This is a genomic window from Pontibacter toksunensis, assembly GCF_042686245.1.
Taxonomy (GTDB): Bacteria; Bacteroidota; Bacteroidia; order Cytophagales; family Hymenobacteraceae; genus Pontibacter; species Pontibacter toksunensis.
The window spans coordinates 268612-293486 of record NZ_JBHUOX010000005.1 but is presented as its reverse complement, the minus strand read 5'-3'; the positions used below and the strand labels follow the sequence as shown (position 1 = coordinate 293486).

At 48.4% G+C, this 24875-nt stretch carries 17 protein-coding genes; 10 read left to right on the top strand and 7 right to left on the bottom strand.

The genetic code is table 11. The features are described from left to right. The first annotated feature begins 1 nt into the window (after position 1). The 5 genes from nuoL (at position 2) to ACFS7Z_RS09260 (ending at position 9036) form a co-directional block, all read left to right on the top strand. Positions 2–2188: an NADH-quinone oxidoreductase subunit L gene (gene nuoL / locus ACFS7Z_RS09280; protein ID WP_377483663.1), complete on the top strand. Its 2187-nt coding sequence runs from the start codon at positions 2–4 to the stop codon at positions 2186–2188. A 179-nt stretch (positions 2189–2367) separates the two neighbouring features. After that, positions 2368–4113, top strand: a complete 1746-nt coding sequence (locus tag ACFS7Z_RS09275) for a complex I subunit 4 family protein (RefSeq protein WP_377483661.1) — start codon at positions 2368–2370, stop codon at positions 4111–4113. After that, a complete protein-coding gene (locus tag ACFS7Z_RS09270) occupies positions 4114–5613 on the top strand; it encodes an NADH-quinone oxidoreductase subunit N (protein WP_377483659.1) in 1500 nt (499 codons plus the stop codon). An 18-nt stretch (positions 5614–5631) separates the two neighbouring features. Continuing rightward, positions 5632–7527 (top strand): amidophosphoribosyltransferase, encoded by a 1896-nt coding sequence (locus ACFS7Z_RS09265; protein ID WP_377483657.1) that lies wholly within the window; start codon positions 5632–5634, stop codon positions 7525–7527. Between the two features lie 303 nt (positions 7528–7830). After that, positions 7831–9036: a T9SS type A sorting domain-containing protein gene (locus ACFS7Z_RS09260; protein ID WP_377483655.1), complete on the top strand. Its 1206-nt coding sequence runs from the start codon at positions 7831–7833 to the stop codon at positions 9034–9036. A 79-nt stretch (positions 9037–9115) separates the two neighbouring features. Here ACFS7Z_RS09260 and ACFS7Z_RS09255 read toward each other — a convergent pair whose 3' ends face one another. The 4 genes from ACFS7Z_RS09255 to ACFS7Z_RS09240 form a co-directional block, all read right to left on the bottom strand. Then, positions 9116–9442 carry a HesB/IscA family protein gene (locus ACFS7Z_RS09255; protein WP_377483653.1) on the bottom strand — a complete coding sequence of 109 codons (327 nt, stop codon included), beginning with the start codon at positions 9440–9442 and terminating at the stop codon, positions 9116–9118. A 12-nt stretch (positions 9443–9454) separates the two neighbouring features. Next, positions 9455–9865 carry a hypothetical protein gene (locus tag ACFS7Z_RS09250; RefSeq protein ID WP_377483651.1) on the bottom strand — a complete coding sequence of 137 codons (411 nt, stop codon included), beginning with the start codon at positions 9863–9865 and terminating at the stop codon, positions 9455–9457. Positions 9866–9877: 12 nt separating this feature from the next. Further along, entirely contained in the window at positions 9878–10291 is a 414-nt protein-coding gene (gene iscU / locus ACFS7Z_RS09245; protein ID WP_377483648.1) for a Fe-S cluster assembly scaffold IscU, read from the bottom strand. Between the two features lie 120 nt (positions 10292–10411). Then, positions 10412–11626: an IscS subfamily cysteine desulfurase gene (locus ACFS7Z_RS09240; protein WP_377483646.1), complete on the bottom strand. Its 1215-nt coding sequence runs from the start codon at positions 11624–11626 to the stop codon at positions 10412–10414. A 118-nt stretch (positions 11627–11744) separates the two neighbouring features. Between ACFS7Z_RS09240 and mce the strand changes: the two genes are divergently transcribed. The 3 genes from mce (at position 11745) to ACFS7Z_RS09225 (ending at position 14363) form a co-directional block, all read left to right on the top strand. Continuing rightward, entirely contained in the window at positions 11745–12146 is a 402-nt protein-coding gene (mce, locus tag ACFS7Z_RS09235) for a methylmalonyl-CoA epimerase (protein ID WP_377483644.1), read from the top strand. Positions 12147–12232: 86 nt separating this feature from the next. Beyond that, on the top strand, positions 12233–12805 hold the full coding sequence (locus ACFS7Z_RS09230) for an L-threonylcarbamoyladenylate synthase (protein WP_377483642.1): 573 nt from the start codon (positions 12233–12235) through the stop codon (positions 12803–12805). A 127-nt stretch (positions 12806–12932) separates the two neighbouring features. Continuing rightward, positions 12933–14363, top strand: a complete 1431-nt coding sequence (locus tag ACFS7Z_RS09225; RefSeq protein ID WP_377483640.1) for a CCA tRNA nucleotidyltransferase — start codon at positions 12933–12935, stop codon at positions 14361–14363. 140 nt (positions 14364–14503) lie between these two features. On the opposite strand, the gene ACFS7Z_RS09220 is transcribed toward ACFS7Z_RS09225, so the two are convergent. The 3 genes from ACFS7Z_RS09220 to ACFS7Z_RS09210 all read right to left on the bottom strand — a co-directional run bounded on the left by ACFS7Z_RS09220 (position 14504) and on the right by ACFS7Z_RS09210 (position 18350). Continuing rightward, entirely contained in the window at positions 14504–15316 is an 813-nt protein-coding gene (locus ACFS7Z_RS09220) for a hypothetical protein (RefSeq protein ID WP_377483638.1), read from the bottom strand. Positions 15317–15477: 161 nt separating this feature from the next. Further along, positions 15478–18009 (bottom strand): PspC domain-containing protein, encoded by a 2532-nt coding sequence (locus ACFS7Z_RS09215; RefSeq protein ID WP_377483636.1) that lies wholly within the window; start codon positions 18007–18009, stop codon positions 15478–15480. Continuing rightward, positions 18006–18350, bottom strand: coding sequence for a PadR family transcriptional regulator (locus ACFS7Z_RS09210; protein WP_377483634.1), 345 nt, complete (start codon positions 18348–18350; stop codon positions 18006–18008). Before ACFS7Z_RS09210 ends, ACFS7Z_RS09215 begins: the two co-directional genes overlap by 4 nt. Positions 18351–18628: 278 nt before the next feature. On the opposite strand from ACFS7Z_RS09210, the gene ACFS7Z_RS09205 reads away from it, so the two are divergent. After that, complete coding sequence (locus ACFS7Z_RS09205; protein WP_449301449.1) at positions 18629–19729, top strand: putative type IX sorting system protein PorV2; 1101 nt, start codon at positions 18629–18631, stop codon at positions 19727–19729. Positions 19730–19769: 40 nt separating this feature from the next. Then, the gene (gene porU2, locus ACFS7Z_RS09200) at positions 19770–24824 is read left to right on the top strand and encodes a putative type IX secretion system sortase PorU2 (RefSeq protein WP_377483630.1); all 5055 of its coding nucleotides are present in this window, start codon (positions 19770–19772) and stop codon (positions 24822–24824) included. Positions 24825–24875: the final 51 nt, after the last annotated feature.

Sequence of the window (24875 nt, the reverse complement as noted above, 5' to 3'; positions counted from 1 at the left end):
GTTGGAGCTATCCTCACTTTTAGAGCCTTTGGCGGGCACAGCGCAGACTACCCTTGCAATAGCGGTGCTTCTGCTGCCCCTGCTGGCTTTTCTGGTTCTGTTCTTTTTCGGCAGGCATTTACCCCGCCGTGGCGATTGGCTGGCGGTGGGTATTTCTGCGCTTTCCTTTGCGTTATCTGTCTGGCTTTTTGCGCAGACCTGGAACACGGCCACCTTTCATAGCCGCATCGTGTGGTTTAGCATGGCATCAATGGGAGGCACCTTAGCTGATTTTACAGCAGGTATACTGATTGACAACCTCACGGTGCTGATGCTGGTTATCGTCACCTTCATCTCCACACTGGTGCAGCTGTTCTCGGTTGGCTATATGCACGGCGACAGAGGCTATGGGCGTTATTTTGCTTATCTGGGCCTGTTTACGTTCAGCATGCTGGGCATTGTATTGGTAGATAACCTGCTCCTGCTTTTTATGTTCTGGGAGCTGGTTGGCCTGTCTTCTTACCTGCTCATTGGGTTCTGGTTTACGAAGCCTGCTGCTATCGCGGCAAACAAAAAAGCCTTCCTGGTAAACAGGATAGGAGACATCGGATTGTTGCTGGGTCTCTTCGCTTTCTATACCTATTTCCGCACCTTCGATTTAGAGGCGTTGCGTGCCCTCATCGCCACAGGCATTTGGACGGACGATGGCTTTGGAGTTTCTTATATACTAAATGGCCAGCAGTGGCGGGTTGTGATGGGGCCGGTGCTGCTAACGTTGGCTGGCTTAGGCTTGTTTATGGGCTGTGTGGGCAAATCGGCTCAGTTTCCGCTGCAGGTCTGGCTTCCGGATGCCATGCAGGGACCTACACCTGTTTCTGCCCTCATTCACGCCGCCACCATGGTAGCGGCTGGGGTGTACTTACTTGCCCGCTGCTACGCCTTCTTCACTATAGACGCCCTCACAGTGATAGCCATTGTCGGTGCTGTTACAGCCTTATTAGGGGCTGTTGCGGCCCTCACACAGTATGATATAAAAGGAGTGCTGGCGTTTTCTACCATCTCGCAACTGGGCTATATGGTGATGGGAATGGGAACAGGCGCGCATGATGCTTCCCTTTTCCACCTCACCACACATGCTTTTTTCAAAGCAGCGCTCTTCCTGAACGCTGGTATCATCATCCATGCTATGCACCGTGGCCTGCACCATACGCACCAGCCAAAAGATGTAGATCCGCAGGATATCCGAAACATGGGTGGGCTGCGGAAAGCAATGCCGCTGACCTTCTACACCTACATAGTAGCTGCCGCAGCCCTGGTCGGTTTGCCTTTGTTCTCCGGTTTCCTTTCCAAAGACGCGATTCTATCCGGCAGTTGGGCCTGGGCGCAAACCATGAGCGCCAACGGCAGCAGTTTCTATTATGTTGTGCCGGTTATTGGCTTCACAGTGGTGCTGCTGACAGCTTATTACATGGGCCGCCACATGTGGTTCATGTTCTTCGGTTCCTTCAGGTTGCCGTTTGATGTGCGGGAACTGCGGGTATCGGCAGGGCAGGAGTTGGAGCGCGTGCTAGCGTTGCCGGTGGTACTGCTAGCCATACTTTCTCTGGGTGTGTTCTTTTCCCTAAACCCGTTCTCTTTCAGCAGCAGTTGGGTGATGCAGGGCATCGGCCTGGAAAGACTCGCGGTGGGTGGCGCTTTGCTGGCAGATGTCCTGCTACAGGCAGTGGTTGCGCAGGACGAAGCGAATCGTATCGCTCACCTGGTAATTGGCGTACTCTCTGCACTTTTGGGTGTGGCAGGTATAGGACTGGCATTAGGCAGGTACAGAAACAAGTCAGATGATGCTTTGCTACAGGAACAACCGCGAAGTGCTTTTGCCAGGCTGTCTTACAACCACTTTTACCTCGACCAGTTCTATTCAAAAATTTTTGTGAAGCCAACACTGCTCCTGGCCCGCAGCCTGTATCGCGTGGATAAGCGCGTGATTGATTATACCCTGAACTATGGCAGTAAATGGCTGGTCGTCTTCGCAAAAGTGATAGCGGGATTCGACAGGTTTGTGGTGGATGGCCTGGTGTGGCTGGTGGCCGCCGCCTCTAAAATGCTTGGCCGTATCGGGCAGGGGTTACAGAACGGGAAGGTACAGTCGTACTACGCCTATTCTCTCTTCGGATTTATTTTGATTATTCTGTACATCATCGTGTTTTGATGGTTAATTTCGCGCTCAGGATTTAAGAAGGTGAGGTTTGGCAGGATTTTAATATTGTAGATGAGTACTTATAGTGGTTTGCTGATTAGTTGTTGTTGAATTACTAAATCCGGAGAAATACTTCAGGCTTGCATGAACCGCAAACTATCAACAATGAACAATCAACAACAAAAATATTAATGGATTTTATACTTAGCAGTCTCATTTTTACACCTTTGCTGGCAGCGCTTGTTGTGCTGATGATACCCACGCAGCAGCACAGGCCGATAAAGGCAGTGGCGCTACTGGGAACGTTGGTGCAGATGGGGCTGGCTATTTTTTCATACCTGCGCTTCGATGGCAGTGCCTTTGCGAATGGGCAGCAGGGCTACCAGTTTGTGGAGAAGCTTAACTGGATAAGCTTTTCGCTTGGTAACCTGGGCCTTTTTCAGATTGAATATTTCGTTGGTGTGGATGGCATCAGCATTAGTATGGTGCTGCTCACAGGCATCGTAGGCGTAATCGGTATAATCTCCTCCTGGACCATCACCAGCAAAGTAAAAGGATATATCCTGCTGTACCTGCTGCTGCTCACCAGCGTGATGGGCTGCTTTTTAGCGCTGGATTTTTTCCTGTTCTACCTCTTTTTTGAATTTATGCTGCTGCCGATGTACTTCCTGATCGGTATCTGGGGCGGGCCAAGGAGGGAGTACGCAGCCATCAAGTTCTTTATCTATACCCTGGTTGGGTCGCTTTTTATTTTGATCGTGATGATCGGGTTATACACTTCAGTGGTTGACCCGGCAGCTACAGCGAGTCAGCTGGGGCTGCTGGAGCGTGGTGCAGCAGCCTCTCCGGACGTGATACGGCAGGTACAGCAGATGTTACAGCAGAAAGCCATCAGCACCCAAAATATGGTGCATACGTTCAGTATTCCCGCTATGATGGAGGCGGCTAATTTTGTGCCTGGTAGTCTCCTGCATGTGCTGTCGCGGGTAACGCTGTGGGACCTGCCAATACGTTTTATTGCTTTTCTGCTGCTGCTGGCCGGCTTTGCCATTAAAGTGCCGGTGGTGCCGGTGCATACCTGGTTACCGGATGCGCACGTGGAGGCACCTACACCTATTTCTGTGCTGCTGGCTGCCATCCTGCTGAAAGTGGGTGGCTACGGCCTTATCCGCATCGTTTTCCCTGTTTTCCCGGATGCGGCAACTTACTTCTCCGTGCTGGTGGGCGGTTTAGGCGTGCTGTCTATCATCTATGGTGCACTCAATGCCTTGGCTATGAATGACCTGAAAAAGCTGATCGCCTATTCTTCTGTATCGCACATGGGTTTTGTGCTGCTGGGCCTGGCGTCTCTTACTACTGAAGGAGTGAATGGCGCTGTATACATGATGTTCAGCCACGGTATAATCTCTGCCATGCTCTTCCTGGTGGTCGGGGTAATTTATGACCGGGCACACGACCGCATGATTATGAATTTCAGAGGCCTGGCTTCTGCGATGCCTGCCTATACTACATTTGTGGTCATCTCTTTCTTTGCCTCCTTAGGCTTGCCTGGTTTCTCTGGGTTTATAGCTGAGTTGCTGGTGCTGGTAGGAGGTTTTAGTGCCCCCGAAGCAACAGGCATGCTGCCTCGCTGGCTGACCATTGTAGCTGTGTTCGGCTTGCTCTTAGCCGCGGCTTATTACCTGTGGGCGCTGCAGCGCATGTTCTTTGGCAAGTTCTGGATATTCCCGGAGCTGCGGGGGAGTGCCGTTATCACCGACCTGAATTTACGGGAGTACCTGATGCTGGTGCCTTTAACACTGCTGGCCTTGCTTTTCGGAATCTTCCCGCACCTGCTCCTGGATAAAATTGGGGTAGCTGTGAATGGGTTTTCAGAGTTAGTGCTGCAGAACGGGCAGGAGCAACTGAACATCGTTTTATCTTCCATTGTACGCTAAGTGAACGAGCAGGCAGTCTATCTATCAGAAACCATTGATGCCATCTTAGCAGGTGCAGGTTCGCTGCTGCCTGAACTGCTGCTGGCTATCTTCTTTCTGCTGCTCGTTACCCTGGACCTGTTCAGATCTTTAAGAATAAAGCGCCTGCTGCCGTGGTTCGCCCTCTCCGGGCTGTTTGCTTCGCTGCTGCTGCAGATATTAGGTGGTTATACCTCCGGCGATGAGTACTTTCTGAACCTGCTGCTGTCTGATGGACTGGCGCGCTATGCAGGTATCCTCTTTAGTGCGGCAGGTATTTTTACCATCCTGCTCTCGTTACAGAACAGGCCATTGGAATACCTGCAAGAGGGTAAAGGAGAGTATTACGCCCTCATCCTGATGCTGGTGCTGGGGCTGAACCTGATGGGGAAATCCGTGAACCTGCTTATGGTATTCCTGGCCATAGAGACGGTTTCCATTGCCTCCTACATCCTGACCCTTACATTAAAGAAAGAAAAACGTGCAGTAGAGGCAGGTTTAAAGTATATTCTTTATGGTGCGCTTTCAGCAGGTGTCATGTTGTACGGCATGTCCTTTTTCTATGGCCTGACCGGAACGCTTGACTACTCTTCAGAAATGTTTAGACTGGGGCTGCTGCAGGCGAACACGCTGCTGGTAACGGTGGCGGCGGTACTGGTTTTCGCCGGTTTCTTCTTTAAAATATCAGCGGCACCTTTTCACTTCTGGGTGCCGGATGTATACCAGGGCGCGCCGCTGCCTGTTGTGGCGCTGTTCTCCACAGGGCCAAAAATGGCGGGTATTATCGTGATACTCCGCTTTGTCACTGCCTTTGATAATCCGCTGGCTTATGCCGATGTGCAATTGTTTCTCGGCGTAGCAGCCATTGCCACGCTGCTTGTCGGTAACCTGACCGCCCTCTGGCAAAACTCGCCCCGCAGGCTGCTCGCCTACTCTTCTGTATCGCATGCCGGTTTTCTGCTGACGGGGCTATTGGCTTTCCAAACGGACTATGCGCCGAGTGTGTTGTTCTACCTCACGGTGCTGCTGTTTATGAACTTCGGCATCTTTCAGTTCCTGCAGCTGTCAGAGGATAGGTTTGGGGTACAGAAACTGGACGATTTCAGCGGCCTTGGCCGTGCCTATCCCTTTGTTGGTGTGATGGCGCTGCTCTACCTGCTCTCGCTCACCGGGCTACCTCCTTTGGCAGGGTTCATGGGTAAGCTGCTTATCTTCAGTAATGTCTGGGAAGCCTACACTCTAAGCCGGAATACGCTTCTGCTTACGCTGCTCGTCGTCGGGATTTTGCTGACAGGGGTGGCACTATTCTATTATATCAAGATACCTTTCTACCTTTTCTTTAAAGGGAATTTAAGAGAGGAAAATTTAGTTACTTCACTGTCAGATAAACTGCTGCTTGCATTGTTTTCTCTGCCGCTGCTGGTTTTGTTCTTTAAGCCTGACCTGCTGCTGAACTGGATTGAACAACTGCTGGCCAGATAATATAATTTTATAGCACCTATGAGCGACGCTATTAAACATGAATGTGGTATTGCCTTGATCAGGCTCAGAAAACCCATTAATTATTATGTAGAAAAGTACGGTACCCCCATGTACGGCATCAACAAGCTGTACCTGCTGATGCAGAAGCAGCACAACCGCGGGCAGGACGGTGCCGGAGTAGCCAGTATCAAAATTAACGCCCTGCCAGGTATTGAGTACATCAGCCGCTTCCGCTCTGTTAAAACACGTGCCATCGACAGCATCTTCGGGAAAATAAGCAAGGAGTATAAAAACCTGAAGGAAGAATATCCCGACAGGGCTGATGACACGGAGTGGATATGGGAGAACACGCCTTTTCTGGGTGATGTATACCTGGGCCACCTGCGCTACGGCACACACGGTATTAACAGCGTGGATAATTGCCACCCGATGGTGCGTGAGAACAACTGGCGTAGCCGCAGCCTCGCTGTTGCCGGTAACTTCAACATGACAAACGTGGATGAGCAGTTTGAGAAGCTACTGGAGTTGGGGCAGCATCCGAAGCAAAAGTCTGACACCATTACCGTACTGGAGAAAATCGGCCATTTCCTGGATGAGGAAAACCAGGTGAAGTTTAACCACTTCAAGAAAGGAGATCACACCAATAAAGAAATAACGCAGCTGATCGAGGAAAACCTGGATCTGCAGCGTGTACTGCGCCGCGCCAGCCGCGACTTTGACGGTGGCTATGCTATGGCAGGCCTCACAGGCTACGGCGCTTCTTTCGTGTTGCGTGACCCCAATGGCATCCGTCCTGCTTACTACTACATGGATGATGAGGTAGTGGTGGTAGCGTCTGAAAAGCCAGCGATAAAAACTGCCTTTGATATAGAGTACAGCGATATACAGGAAATAAAGCCAGGCTACGCGTTGATTGTAGACAAAGCCGGCAACCCGCAGCATGTAGAAGTGGTGGAGCCACGTGAGAAACTCTCCTGCAGCTTTGAACGCATCTACTTCTCCAGGGGCAACGACCCGGAGATCTACACCGAGCGCAAGAACATGGGTAAACTGCTATGCCCACAGATTCTGGAAGCCATCAACTACGACCTTAAAAATACCGTGTTCTCATACATTCCCAATACCGCCGAGTCGTCATGGCTGGGTATGATGAAGGGGATTGAGAACCACCTGCGGGAGTACCGTAAAAAAGCTATTCTGAATCAGGAACTCACCGAGGAGCAGCTGGATGAGATTCTGCAGTTTAAGCCACGTGCTGAGAAGCTGGTAATCAAGGACGTGAAGCTCAGGACCTTCATTACAGACAACGACAGCCGGGATGACTTGGTGACGCACGTGTACGATACCACCTATGAGGTGGTGAAGAAGGGCGTAGATACGGTGGTGGTACTGGATGACTCTATTGTACGCGGTACAACCCTTGAGAAGAGTATCATCAAAATGCTGGACAAACTGGAGCCGAAGAAAATCATCATTGTGTCATGCGCCCCGCAAATTCGCTACCCTGACTGCTACGGTATCGACATGTCGCGCATGAAGGAGTTCGTGGCTTTCAGAGCACTGCTGGCACTCCTGAAAGAGCGCGGTTTGTACTTCAAAGCAGAGGAGATATATGATAAGTGTGCGGCTTTGGCAGGTACACCGGCATTCAGGGAGGCAAACTATGTGCAGGAGCTGTATGATATGTTTACAGCTGATGAAATATCCGCGAAAGTATCTGAAATAGTGAAAGCGCCGGATGTGAACGCAGAGGTGCAGGTTATTTACCAGCGTATTGAAGATTTACACCTCGCTTGCCCTAACCATAAAGGCGACTGGTACTTTACAGGTAATTACCCAACTCCAGGTGGAACAGGTGTCGTAAACCGTGCCTTCATGAACTTTATGGAAAATAAGTTGGCGAGAGCTTACTAAGACCGTACATTAAAAATCAGCTGTGTATCATATACATAGCTTAAAAGGCTGTTCTGAGTAATCAGGGCAGCTTTTTTATTTAACGCTGCATATGATAAGAAAAAATAAATAATCAATTGAACTTTGTAAAGCGAGTGCAGGTTTGGTTTCTGTTCTATCAGAGTATAATTATACTAATTAACTGCTGGAGCATAAACAGTATAACCTCTCTTAAGAATGATTAAAAGCTTTACTCTTCTCCGTCAGGTTTTCATTTGCCTGGCCGTTTTTCTTGTATCTGAAACTGCAACCGCTCAAATCAGTATGGAAAGGAGCCATACCAATTACACTCAAAACTTTGATATACTACCGGATTCCGGCACAGCTGTTTGGGCAAACGGCACCAGCTATATGGCCGGTTGGAGTGTACAACGTACCAAGCAGACCAGCAGCATCATTGCAAACGACGGTTCAAGTAACACGGGAGCTTTCTACAGTTACGGTTCCAATGGTTCTAAAGAAAGGGCCTTGGGTGCCATCAGTTCACTTAATGCAGGCGAGTTTGCATGGAGTGTGCTATTACAGAATACGACAGGCGACACCATTCATCACGTGGACATCAGCTTTTATGGTGAACAGTGGCGCATCTCTAATAAGACCGCAGGCGAGCACAAAATTGCCTTCTACTACGCCCTTAGTGATAAAAAAGAGTCTTTCGACCTCTCCCCGAGAGCTGATGCAAAATGGGTGCCTTATCCGGACCTGGATTTTAAAAGCCCCCACTTCTTCACAGAAGGGAAGCGTTTGAACGGCAATGCTTCTGCGAACAGGGCTTTCCTGGCCACGCAATTAACTGTAAATATACCTGACGGGCACTACCTGATGCTGCGCTGGAAAGATGCGGATGAACTGGAGGCGGACCATGGTTTAGCCATAGATGACTTTAGCATTACCTGGAGTGTTAAGCCTGATGAGCCTCTAGTAGTGCTTCCTGTGGAACTGGTCCGCTTTACTGCCAGGAACAGTGGCGCTGTGGTACAGTTGCAGTGGCTAACTGCCTCAGAATTTCAAAATGATTTTTTCTCTATAGAGAGGAGCTCCAATGGGCATATTTTTGAGAGTATTGGCAGAGTGGCTGGTAACGGAACGACGGCACAAGGCGCTGCCTATGGTTTTAAAGATGAATACCCCTTGGTAGGCACATCCTACTATAGATTAAAGCAGGTAGATGAAGATGGCAGCCACTCATACTCTTCTGTAGTTGCTGTGACAAGAACTGCTGCCACAAAGCTGGCCAAAGTCTATCCTACACTTACAAGTAATAAGTTGGAGATTAGTGTAGAACAAATCGGCACGAAGCAGCAGGTACTGGTGATGGACATGATGGGAAGGCAAGTGCTTCAGAAAAAGCTTGATAAAACTTCGCTCCAGCACACCTTGGATGTCAGCAACCTAAGTGACGGCAGTTATGTGCTTGTACTGCTGGATGAGCAGGGACAGCGCCAGACAACCCGGTTCATGAAAAGGTAAGAGAGCATCATCTTCTTATAAACACAAACGCCCGGCTTGTTGGAAGCCGGGCGTTTGTGTTTATTGAGCGTAATAACTTTTATACTGAAAAGCTGTCGCCGCAACCGCAGGTGCGGGTGGCATTGGGGTTGTTGAAGTAAAAGCCTTTGCCGTTGAGGCCATCAGAGAAATCAAGTTCCGTACCTGCCAGGTATAGAAAACTCTTCATGTCTACTACTACCTTCACGCCTTTGTCTTCAAACTCCTGATCCATCGGCTTCACTTCATCGTCGAAGTCAAGGTTATAGGACAGACCAGAGCAACCACCACCTGCAACAGAAGCGCGCAAGCGGTACGTGTCGTCCAGCTGAGCGTCCTGCTTCAGCTTGATTACCTTCTCTTTTGCTTTATCTGAAACTGTGATCATGATATGTATCTTTTAAGAGACAGGATTCAGCACCACACTAAAAACGGTGATGGTGTTCATGTCTCGGCCATAGTATAATTTATCGAGTGCCTCATACATATTACGTGCCCGGAAATAAGAAGTGTTCAGCTCCTTCTCGTCGCGGGATATCCACTGCACTGTATAAGAGCTTTCCTGTTCACGGTAATTCTGAACATAGGCCAGCATCTTACGCAGCGCATCCACCCGGTCATAGCCAATTTCTGAGTGAAACAGAAACGACTGGTGGTGGCGTGGGTTTACGGTAATCAGGTCGAGGCGCTCTTTGTTGTCGATGTGCCTGAATTCAAAAAGCAGACTGTTGCCGCTTATACCTAAGTGGTTTTCAATCTGCTTCTGAATGCGTGCATTTTCAACATGCACATCCGTATTTTTTGACTCCATTGAGTCCGTGTCTTAGTGGTGCGACTTAGCCATTTCCAGTGCTGGAAGGCCATTCTTCACTCTGTAGTCGTTTATAGCAGATTTTATTGCGTCTTCAGCCAGTACAGAGCAGTGAATTTTTACCGGCGGCAATGCCAGTTCTTCCACAATCGCCATGTTATCTATAGCAAGAGCCTCGTCTACTGATTTTCCTTTCAGCCACTCTGTTGCCAGGGAAGAAGAAGCGATAGCAGAACCACAACCAAACGTTTTGAACTTCGCGTCAGTAATTACCTGGTTCTCGTCTACTTCAATTTGAAGGCGCATCACGTCACCACACTCAGGGGCACCAACAAGTCCAGTACCCACACTTGTTTTAGATTTATCTAGCGTACCTACGTTACGTGGGTTGCTGTAATGATCAATTACTTTATCTGAATAAGCCATAGCTTTAATTTAATTACGAATGATGAATTATTAATTATGAATTGAATCAGAAATTACAAATTATGAAATTCTGCTTTCAGAACCTTCATAATTCATAATTTCTAACTCATCATTTATTTCTTAGTGTTCTGCCCACTCAATTGAGTCAAGGTCTATACCTTCTTTAAACATCTCCCATAGCGGGGATAGTTCACGTAGTTTGGAAACGGCTTCTTTCACGTGACCAATGGCATAGTCTATTTCCTCATCTTTCGTGAAGCGGCTCAGGCCGAAACGCAGAGAGGAGTGTGCCAGGTCATCGCTCAAGCCTAGTGCTTTTAATACGTAAGATGGCTCCAATGAGGCTGAAGTACAGGCAGATCCGGAAGATACCGCCAGGTCTTTTACACCCATCATCAAACCTTCGCCTTCCACATATTTAAAAGAGATGTTGGATACGTGCGGCAGGCGGTGCTCACGCGAACCGTTTACATAAGACTCTTCAATCTGGGTCAGTTCTCTCTCCAGGCGGTCGCGCATTGCTGAGATACGGGCGTTATCAGACTCCATATCCTGCTTTGCTATTTCAGCAGCTTTGCCGAGGCCAACAATACCTGGCACGTTCAGCGTACCGGAACGCATACCGCGCTCGTGGCCACCACCGTCCATTTGGGCGGTTACTTTTACACGTGGGTTCTTACGACGCACGTACAAAGCACCAACTCCTTTTGGCCCGTACATCTTGTGAGCTGAGAAAGCCATCAGGTCAATGCCGTCAGCCTCTACGTCCACCGGGATTTTACCTACAGCCTGTGTAGCATCTGTAAAGAAAAGGATGCCATGCTTCTTGGCAATAGCAGAAATCTCACGGATTGGCTGGATTACACCAACTTCATTGTTGGCATACATGATAGAGATAAGAATAGTCTTATCGGTAATCGCTTCCTCCAGTTCGTTCAGGTCAATCAGGCCTTCAGCGTTTACCTGCAGGTACGTTACTTTACCACCAATTTTCTCGATGTGCTTACAAGTGTCCAGTACAGCCTTGTGCTCAGTAGTAGCCGTAATAATATGGTTACCCTTAGAAGCGTACATTTCATAAACGCCTTTGATGGCCAGGTTATCAGATTCTGTGGCACCAGAGGTAAAGATGATTTCTTTTGGAGAACAGTTGATAAGCGACGCAATTTGCTCACGGGCATAATCAACAGCCTCTTCCGCCTGCCAGCCAAAAGCGTGGTTACGGGAAGCAGCATTACCGAACATGTTTGTCATGTAAGGTAGCATTGCCTCGAGTACACGCGGGTCTAACGGCGTAGTGGCATTGTTATCCAAGTATATAGGAAGTGTTAGCATAGCACTGTGTTTTTTTCTATTTATTGTCTGTTTTATAAACAGTTGAAAGAAATTATTAGTTTTGAATTCCACGCAAAATTACTAAAAAAAGCTTACTTAGACTAATTACAAATACAAAATGCGCAACGTAGAACATATAGGCATTGCTGTAAAGGATTTCAGCGAAGCAAATGCTTTGTACTTCAAACTTTTGGGCGTAAAACCCTATAAGACCGAATTTGTTTCGTCTGAAAATGTCAACACCTCTTTTTTTAAAGTAGGCGACACAAAGATTGAGTTACTGGAAGGAACAACAGAAGACAGTGCAATTACAAAATTCATTCAAAGGCGCGGAGAAGGCATCCATCATATCGCTTTTGAAGTAGAAGATATAATAAGCGAAATGGAGCGACTGAAGCAGGAGGGATTCACGCTAATGAACGAAACGCCCAAGAAAGGAGCCGACAACAAACTGGTGTGCTTCGTGCACCCCAAGAGCGCCAATGGTGTGCTGATAGAACTGACGCAGGAGATACGTTGATTGATGGATTGTTAATTGTTAAAAAAAATAACGCCAACAACAGTTTAACAACCAGCAATCAACAACTAACAATTAACAACAATAAAATGAGCCAGTTAATAAACGCCGTACAGGCAGCAGAAGAGGAATTACTGGTGGGCAACATTATACTCTACCCCACCGATACCGTCTGGGGAATTGGCTGCGATGCAGAAAATGCCGCGGCGGTGAAGCGGGTGGTGAAAATCAAAGAGCGTGACGCCTCCAAATCAATGATTCTGCTGGTAGCCGACCAGCAGATGCTGCTGCACTACATTGCATCACTGCCTGCAGATTTCCAGCAATTCGTGGAAAAGCAGGAGCGGCCTACCACCTATGTTTTTTCAAATCCGAAAAACCTGCCAAAAGAAGCCCTGGCTGACGATGGTACCGTCGCGATCAGGATTGTGAATGACGAATTCTGCCATCGCCTCATCAGGCAGATTAGCCGGCCCCTGATTTCTACATCGGCCAACATCAGCGGAGAACCTGCCCCCAAATCGTTTGCAGATGTTTCTGAAGAAATAAAGAAGCGCGTGGATTTTGTAGTGAACTGGCGGCAGGAGGAAACCATAGAGGCAAATCCTTCCCGTATAATTAAAATCAACCCTGACGGGAGCCAAAGAGTACTGCGCGATTAGCACAAATACCTTCTGACAGAAAGATGGTAGCGGCAATTCGGAACCCGTAATTCGTAATTGACGAGGTAATCCTTAATTTTGCACCTCAGGCCGCGCCACCGTTGCCTGAGGTTTTTGATTTTTAGAGATGGATAAAGTAGAACTACCGCAACACCCGATTTTTAATGTTGTAGCCGAGGCGGCCGCTGAGTTAAGCACTGATGCCTACGTCATCGGGGGCTTTGTGCGCGACCTGGTGCTGAAGCGGCCATCCAAGGACATCGACATTGTGTGTGTGGGCGATGGCATTGCGTTGGCGGCCATGGTGGCGCAGAAGCTGCGGCATAAACCAAAGGTATCCATCTTTAAAAACTTCGGGACGGCCATGCTGCGTGCGGATGAGTGGGAGGTAGAGTTCGTAGGAGCCCGCAAAGAATCTTATAGGGAGCATTCCCGGAAGCCTGAGGTGGAGCAGGGCACGTTGGACGATGACCTGAAACGGCGTGACTTTACCATCAATGCCCTTGGCATCAGCCTGAATAAAGAGAACTATGGTGTGTTGATTGATGAGTTTGAGGGTGTAAAGGACATGAAGCGCAAGGTTATCCGGACACCGCTGGAGCCGGGTATCACCTTCTCTGATGACCCGCTGCGCATGATGCGCGCCATCCGTTTTGCTTCCCAGTTAGGCTTTGATGTTGATCCGGATACTTTTGATGCCATCACGGAAAATAAAGAGCGCATCCGGATTGTGTCGCAGGAGCGTATTACGGATGAGTTGAATAAAATCATACTTTCACCTACGCCTTCTTATGGCTTTAAATTGCTGTTTGTGTCCGGGCTTCTGGAGCTCATCTTCCCGAAAATGACGGAGCTGCATGGGGTGGAAACGATAAACGGCAACTCACACAAGGACAATTTTTACCATACGCTGCAGGTGCTCGACAATGTGGCGGAGGTGTCGGATGACTTGTGGCTGCGCTGGGCGGCTATTATGCACGACATCGCCAAACCTGACACCAAGCGTTACTCGCCCAAGGTAGGCTGGACCTTCCATGGGCACGAAGACAGGGGTGCCCGCATGGTGCCGAAGCTGTTTAAAGACTTGAAGCTGCCCCTGAACGAGCACATGAAGTTTGTGCAGAAGCTGGTGAAACTGCACCTGCGTCCGATTGCCCTGGTTAAAGAAACCGTTACAGACTCGGCCATACGCCGCCTGCTCTTTGAGGCCGGAGACGATATAGAGGCACTCATGGCGTTATGCCGTGCCGACATCACCTCAAAAAATGACAACAAAGTAAAGCGCTATCTGCAGAATTTTGATAAAGTAGAGAAGCGACTGGTTGAGGTGGAGGAGAGCGATAAACTGCGCAACTTCCAACCGGTTATCACAGGCGAAGTCATCATGGAAACTTTCGGTTTGAAACCATCCAAAGCTGTAGGAGAACTGAAGGAGGTACTGACGGAGGCTATTCTGGAGGGGAAAGTAAGAAATGAGTTTGACGAAGCCTTCGCCTTTCTGCTGGAAAAAGGAAAGGAGAGGGGGCTTCGCCAAGTGCACTCATCAAACAACAACTAAACTAAGTTTACTTAAGGGTAACGCTCGTTTCAGTCTTTCTTATATATACTTTCCTAATATTTATTTCCGATACCCGAGAAACATACTTGGTTTTAAAATGCAAGCTGTTTATTTTCATGTTGTGGCTATAGTTTCGCTTGCTAGGCGAGGGCACACCGGATAGCCGGGGCCTGCATCGGCACATGATTTCGACCCACAACGGCATATACCTTCTCACCTCTTAACACGGCTTCAGTCAGGAGCCGGTACATGTGCAGGTTCCGGAACTCACTGCTGTGGCGGTTGATAGTATGTGTGAATTTGCCACCTGTTTTTTCTCCGTCTCCACCAGGCGTAAACCATTCTGCCGGAGCTTCCCACCAATTGGCCGGTGCTGACCAGTATTTGCTATAAGCAGGCTGCAGCGACGCTATATCGGGTAAAACAGTAGCGAAAGCAGGTATAAGGCTGTTGGCCCGCTGCAATAACTGCGCGATAGTAGCCTTTATCTGCTCCTCGGTCATGTTCTTGCGCTCTCGTAGTCTGCTTGCCTCCCGCAGTATGAAGAACAGCTTGATCTGCTCCGGTGTGAATTCCTTTCGGGATAATAAATAATCTGCCTCCTCCTGTGGGCTCGGCTCCAACGACTTTGTCTTGACACCATCGGCCTTTGCCATATACCTTACAAATCCTGATTCACCGAATTTGGAAATGGTTTCTGTCTCAGAGTCTGCTATACCCCTGTCTGGCCCTTCGAAGAAAGCTATAGTTGGTTTTTGTAATGCCCATGCCTGACGCAGCGCCGGAAACTGAGCATCTGCGGCATCATCAGAATGGGAGGCACCTATGTACTGCAGGCTTCCGCCATTTCTGGCTGTGAGGTGCAGCGACCATTCTGTATCCGGGGTTTCTTTCCAGTTTAGGTAAGAGAGTAATTTCTCATCGCAGGCTGTGGAGTTTTGATTCTGTGCCAAAGCTTCAGGAGCATGATGTAGTATGGCGGCGGCAGTCAGCAAAAGGAAAAGTTTATTTTTAACATAGTTTTAGATTGTACTAGCGGAGGTTTTGTTGGCGGGCTGAGGTTTAAAGAGCCTCAGCCGCTATTTTCATTCTTTTACTTTTAGTTCATATTTGGCTAGCGGCGCTTCACGCTGCTGGGGCCATTGCTGTCGATGGTGGTATCGGAGGGGTTGCCTTTGTAGGTGATGCGGCTGGCGCCTGATGCCTGGGCGCGAAGTTTGTCAGTGGCATACACCTGGGCTGCACTGGCACCTGTTACGTCAGCATCCACTGAGGTGGCCTGAAGGCCTTCTGCATCCACAACTCCGGCTCCGGTTGCATCCAGTTCAAAGTTCTCGGCACGGCCTGTAAACTTACTGATAGAAGCACCGGCAATACCCACTTTCAGGTTATGCACATTTAAGTCAGCAGTAGACCGGATGGCACCTGCTAAATTCAACTCCAGGTTATCAGAGTTAATTCTGCCGATATCCGCTTTGATAGCTCCGCTCAGGTCGATGTCAGTGTAATTAGGTGCTACAATCTGAATCAGCACCGGGTCGCGGTCATCAAACAGATCAAAGTCTTTTTCCTTATAGCCGATGCGCAACTCCTGGCCTGACTTTTCGATAGATATTAGCCTGAGCTCTTTGTCTCCGCCCCGCACCCGGATGCTGTAGTTGCTGCCCTGCTGAATCTGCACATGGTATGGCCCACTCACGGTTACTTGGCTGAAGTCATCGAAGTCAAAGGATTTAATATTGCTGCTGTACTCGCTCTCATTCAGCAGCACGCTTCCGCTTATACCGCTGGTAAAGCCGGTGTCAATAGCATTCGTAGAACTGTACTCCTGTGTGTCCAGCGTATCAGCGGCACAGGTAAGGCACTCCAGTTGGTTGCCGCTTGCCTGCCAAGTGTTGCGCACGATTTTATCAGTATCATAGCTTTGGGCAAAGGTGGCGCTTGGCAGCAGGTTGGTAAACTCGCGGGTCAGGCGCAGGGGCTTGTTCTGCGGGAGCATGAGCGTGACGCTTAATTCCTGGTCGCGGTAGGCAGCACCCTCTTTAAACTCATAGCTGTTGTCAAACCGTAGTACAGAGTCCTGCTGCACCACCCGGTAGGTTATCATGCGGGCATTTTGCTTCGCCTCCTCCTCTGTTCTGCCTTTAGCCTCTGCACGCTGTACCACCTCAACGTTATCGCTATTATGAGCACGTACGTCAATGAAAATGTTCTCATACTTTGTGTTTGTGTTGTAAGCATCCAGCGTCAGGGTGCCATAGTCAGCCACAGGAATCGTTTTAGTAGTTATCACCTCACCGGAACGGCGGAAGTTTGTAGTATGCATGGCAATACTCGCAATCAGCGTGAAAAGGCTCACAAGCCATACCCCAAACATAGACCAGCCAACAAAAGGGCGGAGGAAGGTGCGCTTCACCAGAAGGCTCACGCTCAGTATAATGAGTAATAGAAGCGGAATTAAGCCTACAAAAAAGCCTGCCACCAGTCCGAGCCTGGGAAAGCCCCCGAGAAACACGGAGGCCGGAAAATCACCTAAAACAATATACTGAGACTCATCTACTAAACCAAGCGCAACAAAAAACGAGGAGAAGAGGGCAATGGTCAAGCCAATAGACACTACCAGCAGGATGATGCCGGCTCCAACGCGTATAAGCGTAATCAGGAAGGCGAAGATGGGCCCCAATGCATGGCCGAGCCAGTTAAAAAGCTGGGAAATCAGGCGGAAAGGCATCAATATAACTTTAGCAAGAGCGCTTTCCTCGCCGTTGCTGTCCTTCATGTTCAGGTTGTCTTTCAGCGTTTTCTCTATACCGGCCAGCGTTACAGGGTCACCCTGCATCTGCAGGCGTTCGGTTAGCGTAACGGCTTCGGGCATGGCAACCCAAAGCACGATGTACGCTAAAATACCGAAGCCGCCAGCGAAAATAAGGGTTATGAACAGGACACGAACAACAGCTGTATCTACTCCAAAGTACTTGGCTATACCACTGGCTACACCCGCCAGTTTCTTGTCTTCCGGGTCGCGGAACAGCTTTCTGGCCGTTGTTTCTGGCAGCTGGTCATTCTCAGGCATGGCAATCCAAAGCACAATGTACAGGATAATACCTGTTGCGGCTGATATACCCGCCGATACAATGCCCAGTAACACCAGTAGCACAAAGAACAGCCTTACCCAGAGCGGATCCAGGTTCAGGTAGTTGGCTAATCCAGACGATACCCCTGCAATGACTTTGCGGTTAATGTCGCGGAACAGCTTCTTAGGACCTGTTGCCGTATAGGCGCCGGAGCCATCAGAGGTGCCGTAAGCTCCCTCATATGCCTTTTCGTAGGACTCTTGGTTTGGCTGTGGCTGTGGGGTTAAAATTCCCTCTTCTGCCGGGTCCAGCACTTCGAAGTCTGTTACACTGCCCATGCGTCCTATCAGGTACTCCACATCCTCTAAAGAGATTACCTGCTTGCCCGGGGAAAGCCGCGCAGAGAAAATCTCGGCAATTCTGGCTTCGATGTCGGCAATGATTTCCTCGTGCCCCTCATAATTGGAGAAGTACGTTCTGATGGAGGCAAGGTATCTGCTGAGCTGCTCATAACCATCCTCTTCTATATGGAAGATGATGCCTTGCAAGTTGATGCTTATATTCTTTTTCATAGTTGCTGAGCTTTCTTGTTTTGGATAATGTAATCTGTGGAGGCAACCAGGTCTGCCCAGGTTAGCCGGAGCTGTTCCAGAAAGTCGCGTCCTGTTTCAGTAAGGGTGTAGTATTTGCGGGGAGGCCCTGAAGTTGACTCTACCCAGTTGTAGTCGAGAAGCGACGCGTTCTTGAGGCGGGTGAGCAAAGGGTAGAGTGTACCCTCTACAACGATCATTCTGGCCGCTGTCAGCTCTTCCAACATATCGGACGCATATACTTCACCACGAGAGATAATCTCCAGGATGCAGAACTCCAGAATCCCCTTCCTCATCTGCACTTGTGTGTTTTCTACTTTCATGATGATTTCGTTTTAATGTTGAAGTAAAGATAATGAAAGGTACTATGTAACGCAAGGTACTGTATAAAAATAATTACGGGAGTTTATTTTATTAGTTATCCGGATCTCGGTTTATCTTGAATATTCAGTATTTTTGATTAAAATTAAACTGCACGGCAAACAACTAAAAAGCCTCATTATGTGTTGCTGAGGGAATTACCGGCGCCAGAAGCCGCTGTAGGCGTTATTAAAAGAGTGCACTAAAATTTTTTCTTGCGATACAACTTATACCTCTATTCATGATCAGATTCACCCTTCGCTGTTTCATGGCCGTTCTGTTTTTTATAGCATGGTCAGCTGCAACAGCACAAGTGTCCGCTCCGAAATACAGCAATGAGTTTTTGAACATTGGAGTAGGAGGGCGTGCGCTTGGTATGGGCAATGTGCAAGCCGCTATCGCTGGCGACGCCAATGCAGGCTACTGGAACCCGGCTGGTCTGCTGCGCCTCCGGAACAGGTACAATGTGAGCCTGATGCACTCAGAGCTTTTCGCGGGCATCGCCAAAAATGACTTCGCCGGCTTTGCCATGCCCCTCGACACCAACAGCGCCCTCGCTGTCTCCGTCATCCGGCTGGCCGTGGACGACATTGCTGACACACGCCGCCTGCAGAATGAGTACGGCTATATCCAGTATGACAGTATCCGGTTTTTCTCCGTGGCAGATTACGCCATGATCTTATCCTATGCCCGCCGCAGTGATCTTGTTGAGGGACTGGCCCTTGGTGCAAATGCAAAGATTATTTACCGGAATGTGGGGCAGTTTGCAAACGCCTATGGCTTTGGTGTAGATGTGGGGGCGCAGTTGCAGCGCGGAAAGTGGCAGTACGGCCTGATGGCTAAAGACATTACCACCACCTTCACCGCCTGGACGCATAATGTTGAAGAGTTGGAAGAGGTATATCAGCAAACCGGCAACGACCTGCCTGAAAACAATGCTGAACTGACCCTCCCCAGAATTGTGCTGGGGGTTGGCCGCTCTTTCCAGTTTAATGATAAGTTTTCGGCTCTCATCGCAGCAGATTTCGATTTTACCTTCGATGGCAAACGCAATGTGCTGCTTAAGTCTAATGTTGTATCGCTCGATCCGCATGTTGGACTCGAGCTGGCATATGCTAACTCTGTTTTTGTGAGAGGCGGAATCAACAACTATCAGCAGACAAGGAATTTCGACGGGGGCACTACCAAGCGATTGCAGCCTAACTTTGGGATAGGCGTTAAAACCGGTGGCCTCCTGCTCGACCTTGCGCTTTCCCGTGTCAACAACAGTGAAAACAATGCCATTGGCGGTGCCAACACCTCCTCTGTTATCGTTTCCCTCGGCTACTCTTTCGATAAATAATATAACTGCCTATCTAAGCAGGAAAAAGAATAAGTTAAACATGATGAAGCGACTTTTACCCGCACTCCTATTCCTCATCACCTGCTTCGCGGCAGGTACCGCACAAGCGCAGGAAGTGTACGGAAACGAGTGGATTAATTACTCCCAGACCTACTACAAGATCAGTGTAGTCAATACAGGCTTGCACCGCCTTGATCGTGAGTTTCTGGAGGGCCTTGGCCTGAGAGGCGTAAACCCGCAGCACCTGCAGCTCTTTCGCAGGGGTAAAGAAGTTTCTGTTTATGTAGCCGGAGAAGCCGATGGCAGGCTAGATGCTCAGGATTATGTGGAGTTCTACGGCGAGCGCAACGATGGTGCCATGGACCGCGAGCTGTACAAGAACCCAGCACACCAGGTACACCAGTTCTATAGCCTTTACACCGATACAGCCGCCTATTTCCTTACAGTGAATGCGGCCGGAGGCAAGCGTATGCGGGAGTCGAATCCTTCTGTTTCCGGCCGCACTCCTGAGCCATACCATTTGCAGAAGGCGGTTAGTGTAAGGACTGACCGCTTTAACTATGGGAAGTTGTATGATGTTGCAAACCGCCTGACCAGGATGCCATGGATGGATGAAGGGGAAGGATACTTTTCAGCTAACTCAATTAGTGTTAGGAACTACGAAATTAACAACATCACTAACCTAGAACCTAGCGGTCCAAGGCCAGTAGTAGAGTATGCAACTGTTGGAGCATACCATGAGTACCATAAATTGAATGTCAATGTAGTTGCTCCTACAGGTACCCGAAAACTTAAGTATTTTGAGTATGATTTTTATGCTTCTGCTAAAGACCAGCAAACGGTAGAGTTTAGCGACATCAACACACAGGGAGTATTTACCATTCAGGTAGCACCTGTCGCTACGCCAACCAACGGAAACTCTATTAGTTTTGCCTACGGCGTGCTTACCTATCCTCAGAAACCTGTCTTCACTGGTGCTGCCATGTACCTGTATACTGATTCAACAAAAAGTGCAAATCCTTATTTCAGCCTCTCAGATGCTCCTTCAACTGCTGTTGCATATGATGTGAGCGACCCATACAATATCACCAGAATTGCAGGACACGCCGATGGAAGCAGAAAAGGGTTTGTAATAGATGCCGGTAACGGGAAAACCCATAAGGTGCTTGTTGCGGATACTTCCATACCATTGACTCCTGTTAGGGGGAACAGGAGCGGAATTAAGTTCAGATCAATAGACCCTGCGAACCATAATTATATTGTTTTAACCAATAAGCGCTTAATGAAGGTTGCTGGCGGCAGTAGGTTGCCTGCTCCTATGGAGTATGCCGCTTACAGAGCCTCCGTAGCCGGAGGAGGATATGATACCCTGCTTTTCAATATGGAACAGGTAATTAACCTGTTCCACTATGGTGACTATTCATCTAACGCCATACGCCGCATGACAAGGTTTATGGGTACCTCCCCCAGGTCTACACAGTTGTTCATTATCGGTAAAGGCGTAACATATGCAGATCAGCAATATTTTTCTGAATATTACCCAGGGAAGTTCAGCTATTATCAGGTGGGTGCACGGCATCCTAAGGTATATGAAATGGATCTGGTGCCAACCGGTATTGTGCCTTCTTCTGATTTGGTGTTTTCTGCAGATTTCAGATACAGCTCTTATATTCCCATTGTGCCGACTGGCAGAATCTCCGTCACTACACCAGAGGCTATCATTGCTTATCTTAATAAAGTAAAGGAGCATGATGCTGTTAAAGAAGGAGAGCCCTGGCGAAAGAATATACTGCAACTCGGAGGAGGGAAAACACCTCGTGAAATCAGCCAGATTACAAATTATTTACAGGCATATGCAAGAATAGCTGAGGGACCCTTGTTGGGAGCCAATGTTTTCGAAAGATACAGGCAGAATGTAAGTGAGGTGACAGAGTTCATTAATGTTTCCGAGCAGCTTAATAAGGGGCTTTCTCTTATTACTTTCTTTGGACACAGTTCTACAAGCACCAATGATCTGGATATAGGCTATGTATCGAGTGCGGTGAACAACTACCAGAATAAAGGGAAGTACCCCATCATGTTGATGAATGGGTGTAACCTGGGAAACAGCTTTGTTCCCAACTACATAACATTTGGAGAAGATTGGCTGCTCACTCCGAACAAGGGAGCTGTCGCGTTGATAGCACATATAGATGCAGGAGACCTTAATCTATACTTAAATCTTTATTCATCTAACTTTTATAAGGTAGCCTTTCAGGACCCCAAGTTTTGGGGTGCCTCTCTGGGTGAAGTACAACAGGAAACTATTAAGCGGGTAATGCAGGGAACAGCAAGTAGCCATGCTATAGCCACGGTGTTGGAGATGACGTTACAAGGAGATCCTGCATTAAAGCCTTACAATCCAAGTAAGCCTGATTATGTCATAAAAGAAAGCGGCTTTGAAATAACTGGATTTGATGGCGGAGGAGTAACAGCCTCTGCTGATTCATTTATGGTGTCTTTTGATGTAGATAACCTTGGGAAAGCCATCACTGATCCCATCCATGTCTCTGTTAAAAGGACATTGTCCGATAACAGTGTTATCCTCAAAGATGCTATTCTGATAGACCCGATTATTAAGGGGCGGAGGGTAACACTTAAAATACCTAACAAAGACGTGATGGCGGCAGGAATGAATTCCTTCGAAATCAAGCTAGACAGCCCTGATGCATTTGAGGAGTTGAACGAAGAGAACAACGTAGCCACTTTTCAGCACTTCTTTCCGATAAGTGGTATAAAAACCGTTTACCCTGCTAACTACAGCATCATTGGAACTGATAAGGTGAAACTGGCAGTGCAGTCCACTGCAATAAATGATGATAAAGGCTATTATTTTGAAATAGATACATCTAAAACATTCAGAAGTTCGCTCCGACAGTCCCAAACTGTGACAAACACAGGAGTACCTGTGTGGGAGGTATCTTTGCCTTCAACAAGCAAAGACAGCGTTGTGTATTACTGGCGCGCCCGCTTTACACAGTATGAAGCAGGAGAGGACACGGTTTGGGCTACAAGTTCCTTCAGGCGTATAGCCGGGGCAAAAGGAGGCTGGTCACAAAGCCATTATGGGCAGCTTCAGGATGTACATTCGATTGGGTTCGATTCACTAACTGAGCGTAGCAGGACATGGCAGTTCAAACCCATAAAGAGGTTTATTAACATAAAAACGGCGGGAGGAGACATACGCTATGTTTACTCACCGTATGGTTTATATTTAGACGGTGTTTCAGAGCTGAACGGTGCCTGTGGTAACCCTGCAAGTTCTGCAGCTTCCAGGTTCTACTTTATAGTGATTGACAATGTTAACTTAGAAGTAGTTACCTCTTTGCCAGGGCAAACTTTTTGTTCACAAAGAATAAACCCGCCCTATCTGTTCGATACAGGAGATTTGTCAAACCCAGCCAATGTGACTAAAATGGAGGCTTTTCTGGATGCTGTGCCAGCAGGATATTATGTAGCAGGCATCAGCATCAACAAAGTACCCTTCAGTAATTTCACTTCAGAGGCCAAGGCAGCATTCAGGAGGATTGGCTCCAGCCTGATAGATAACCTTACGACAGGTGCACCGTTCGCGATCGTCGGGCAGAAGGGAAGTGCTGTAGGTACGGCACAGGAGTTGACCGCGTCTGCTGATAACGCTACACCGGTAACCTCTCAGGATATCTCTTTAGATGCCACACTCCAGTCCGCAAGAGCAGCCGGAACAATCACATCTGTTACGATAGGGCCAGCGCTTAAATGGGAGACATTGCACCATAACATTGAGCGCTATAAAGGAGGAAGTGATAAGTATACGCTGAAAGTAATCGGTATCGATACGACGGGCCAGGAAGACGTGCTGGTGGAGAAAGTGCAAAGCAAAGTGCTGGATATCTCCTCTATTGATGCAAAGCTGTACCCTAACCTGAAGCTTTCTGCCTTCTTATCAGATTCTACAGCCAGAACGGCACCTCAGCTAAAGCAATGGTTTGTCTATTATGAGGGTGTTCCGGAGGGTGTGGTCAGGCCGGACCTGGTAAAAATAAGCAGCGGCCTCTTATCTGAGCAGGCAAGCGGAGGACATATTACAGCACCCATGGCTTTTCAGAACATTTCGAACACAGCTTTCCGGGATTCCCTGGTGGTAGAGGTAACGTTATCTGGTGATGGCGTACAACCTGCTGTTTCACGGTTCAAAATAAAGCCTGTAGCAGCCGGGGAGACCGTAACCTTTACATATACTTCCCCAACACAGGAACTGGAAGGGAATTACAAGCTGAGCATGTATGTGAACCCGCGCCTGCAGCTGGAGCAGCATTACTTCAATAACATTTATGAAGTGAGCTTCAGCGTAAAACCAAAACTTCACCCCATTATGGATGTAGCTTTTGATGGCGTGCATATTCTGGATGGTGATCTTGTGTCGCCAAGTCCGGTCATTAGCGTTACGCTCAAAGATGAGAACCGCCATACATTCCTGCAGGATCCGTCTGCCATGTCTATCATCTTAATAAACTCACTGAAGGAAGAGACGGTGGTGTCGCTTGTGAACAATCCGCAGGAGGTCACTTATGTGGCTGCCACGGAGCAAAATGACTTCAAGTTAGAGTATAAGCCCTTGAAACTGGAGGACGACAAGTATACGATGGAAGTCAGGGCCAAGGATTCGGCAGGCAAAGACTCAGGTATATCACCTTACAGAATAGGCTTTGAGGTTGTGAGTGAGGCGGGAGTAACGAACTTTTATCCGTTCCCGAACCCATTCTCCACCAAAACCAACTTCATCTTTACGCTGACAGGTAGCACGATACCGGAGCACATGAAAATCCAGATCCTAACGGTGACAGGTAAAGTGGTGAAGGAAATCATGAAAGAAGAACTGGGGCCGCTGCGCATTGGCAATAACAAAACAGAGTATGCCTGGGATGGCACCGACATGTACGGCGACAAACTGGCCAACGGGGTATACCTGTACCGAGTGGTGATGAGCAGAATTGATGAGGAGATGAAGCATCGTAACACCTTCGGCGATAAAGCCTTTAAGAACGGCTATGGTAAACTGTACATTCTGAGATAAAAGAAACTTATATATAAAGCAAGAGGGGCAGCTATCAGATAGCTGCCCCTC

What these genes read in the sequence shown, in the direction of transcription:
- ACFS7Z_RS09265 (WP_377483657.1), top strand. Translation starts at nt 5,632, where the DNA reads ATGAGCGACGCTATTAAACATGAATGTGGTATTGCCTTGATCAGGCTC.
- ACFS7Z_RS09255 (WP_377483653.1), bottom strand. Translation starts at nt 9,442, where the DNA reads ATGATCACAGTTTCAGATAAAGCAAAAGAGAAGGTAATCAAGCTGAAG.
- ACFS7Z_RS09230 (WP_377483642.1), top strand. Translation starts at nt 12,233, where the DNA reads ATGAGCCAGTTAATAAACGCCGTACAGGCAGCAGAAGAGGAATTACTG.
- ACFS7Z_RS09210 (WP_377483634.1), bottom strand. Translation starts at nt 18,350, where the DNA reads ATGAAAGTAGAAAACACACAAGTGCAGATGAGGAAGGGGATTCTGGAG.
- ACFS7Z_RS09260 (WP_377483655.1), top strand. Translation starts at nt 7,831, where the DNA reads ATGGAAAGGAGCCATACCAATTACACTCAAAACTTTGATATACTACCG.
- ACFS7Z_RS09250 (WP_377483651.1), bottom strand. Translation starts at nt 9,865, where the DNA reads ATGGAGTCAAAAAATACGGATGTGCATGTTGAAAATGCACGCATTCAG.
- ACFS7Z_RS09205 (WP_449301449.1), top strand. Translation starts at nt 18,629, where the DNA reads ATGATCAGATTCACCCTTCGCTGTTTCATGGCCGTTCTGTTTTTTATA.
- ACFS7Z_RS09275 (WP_377483661.1), top strand. Translation starts at nt 2,368, where the DNA reads ATGGATTTTATACTTAGCAGTCTCATTTTTACACCTTTGCTGGCAGCG.
- porU2 (WP_377483630.1), top strand. Translation starts at nt 19,770, where the DNA reads ATGATGAAGCGACTTTTACCCGCACTCCTATTCCTCATCACCTGCTTC.
- ACFS7Z_RS09240 (WP_377483646.1), bottom strand. Translation starts at nt 11,626, where the DNA reads ATGCTAACACTTCCTATATACTTGGATAACAATGCCACTACGCCGTTA.
- mce (WP_377483644.1), top strand. Translation starts at nt 11,745, where the DNA reads ATGCGCAACGTAGAACATATAGGCATTGCTGTAAAGGATTTCAGCGAA.
- ACFS7Z_RS09215 (WP_377483636.1), bottom strand. Translation starts at nt 18,009, where the DNA reads ATGAAAAAGAATATAAGCATCAACTTGCAAGGCATCATCTTCCATATA.
- iscU (WP_377483648.1), bottom strand. Translation starts at nt 10,291, where the DNA reads ATGGCTTATTCAGATAAAGTAATTGATCATTACAGCAACCCACGTAAC.
- ACFS7Z_RS09225 (WP_377483640.1), top strand. Translation starts at nt 12,933, where the DNA reads ATGGATAAAGTAGAACTACCGCAACACCCGATTTTTAATGTTGTAGCC.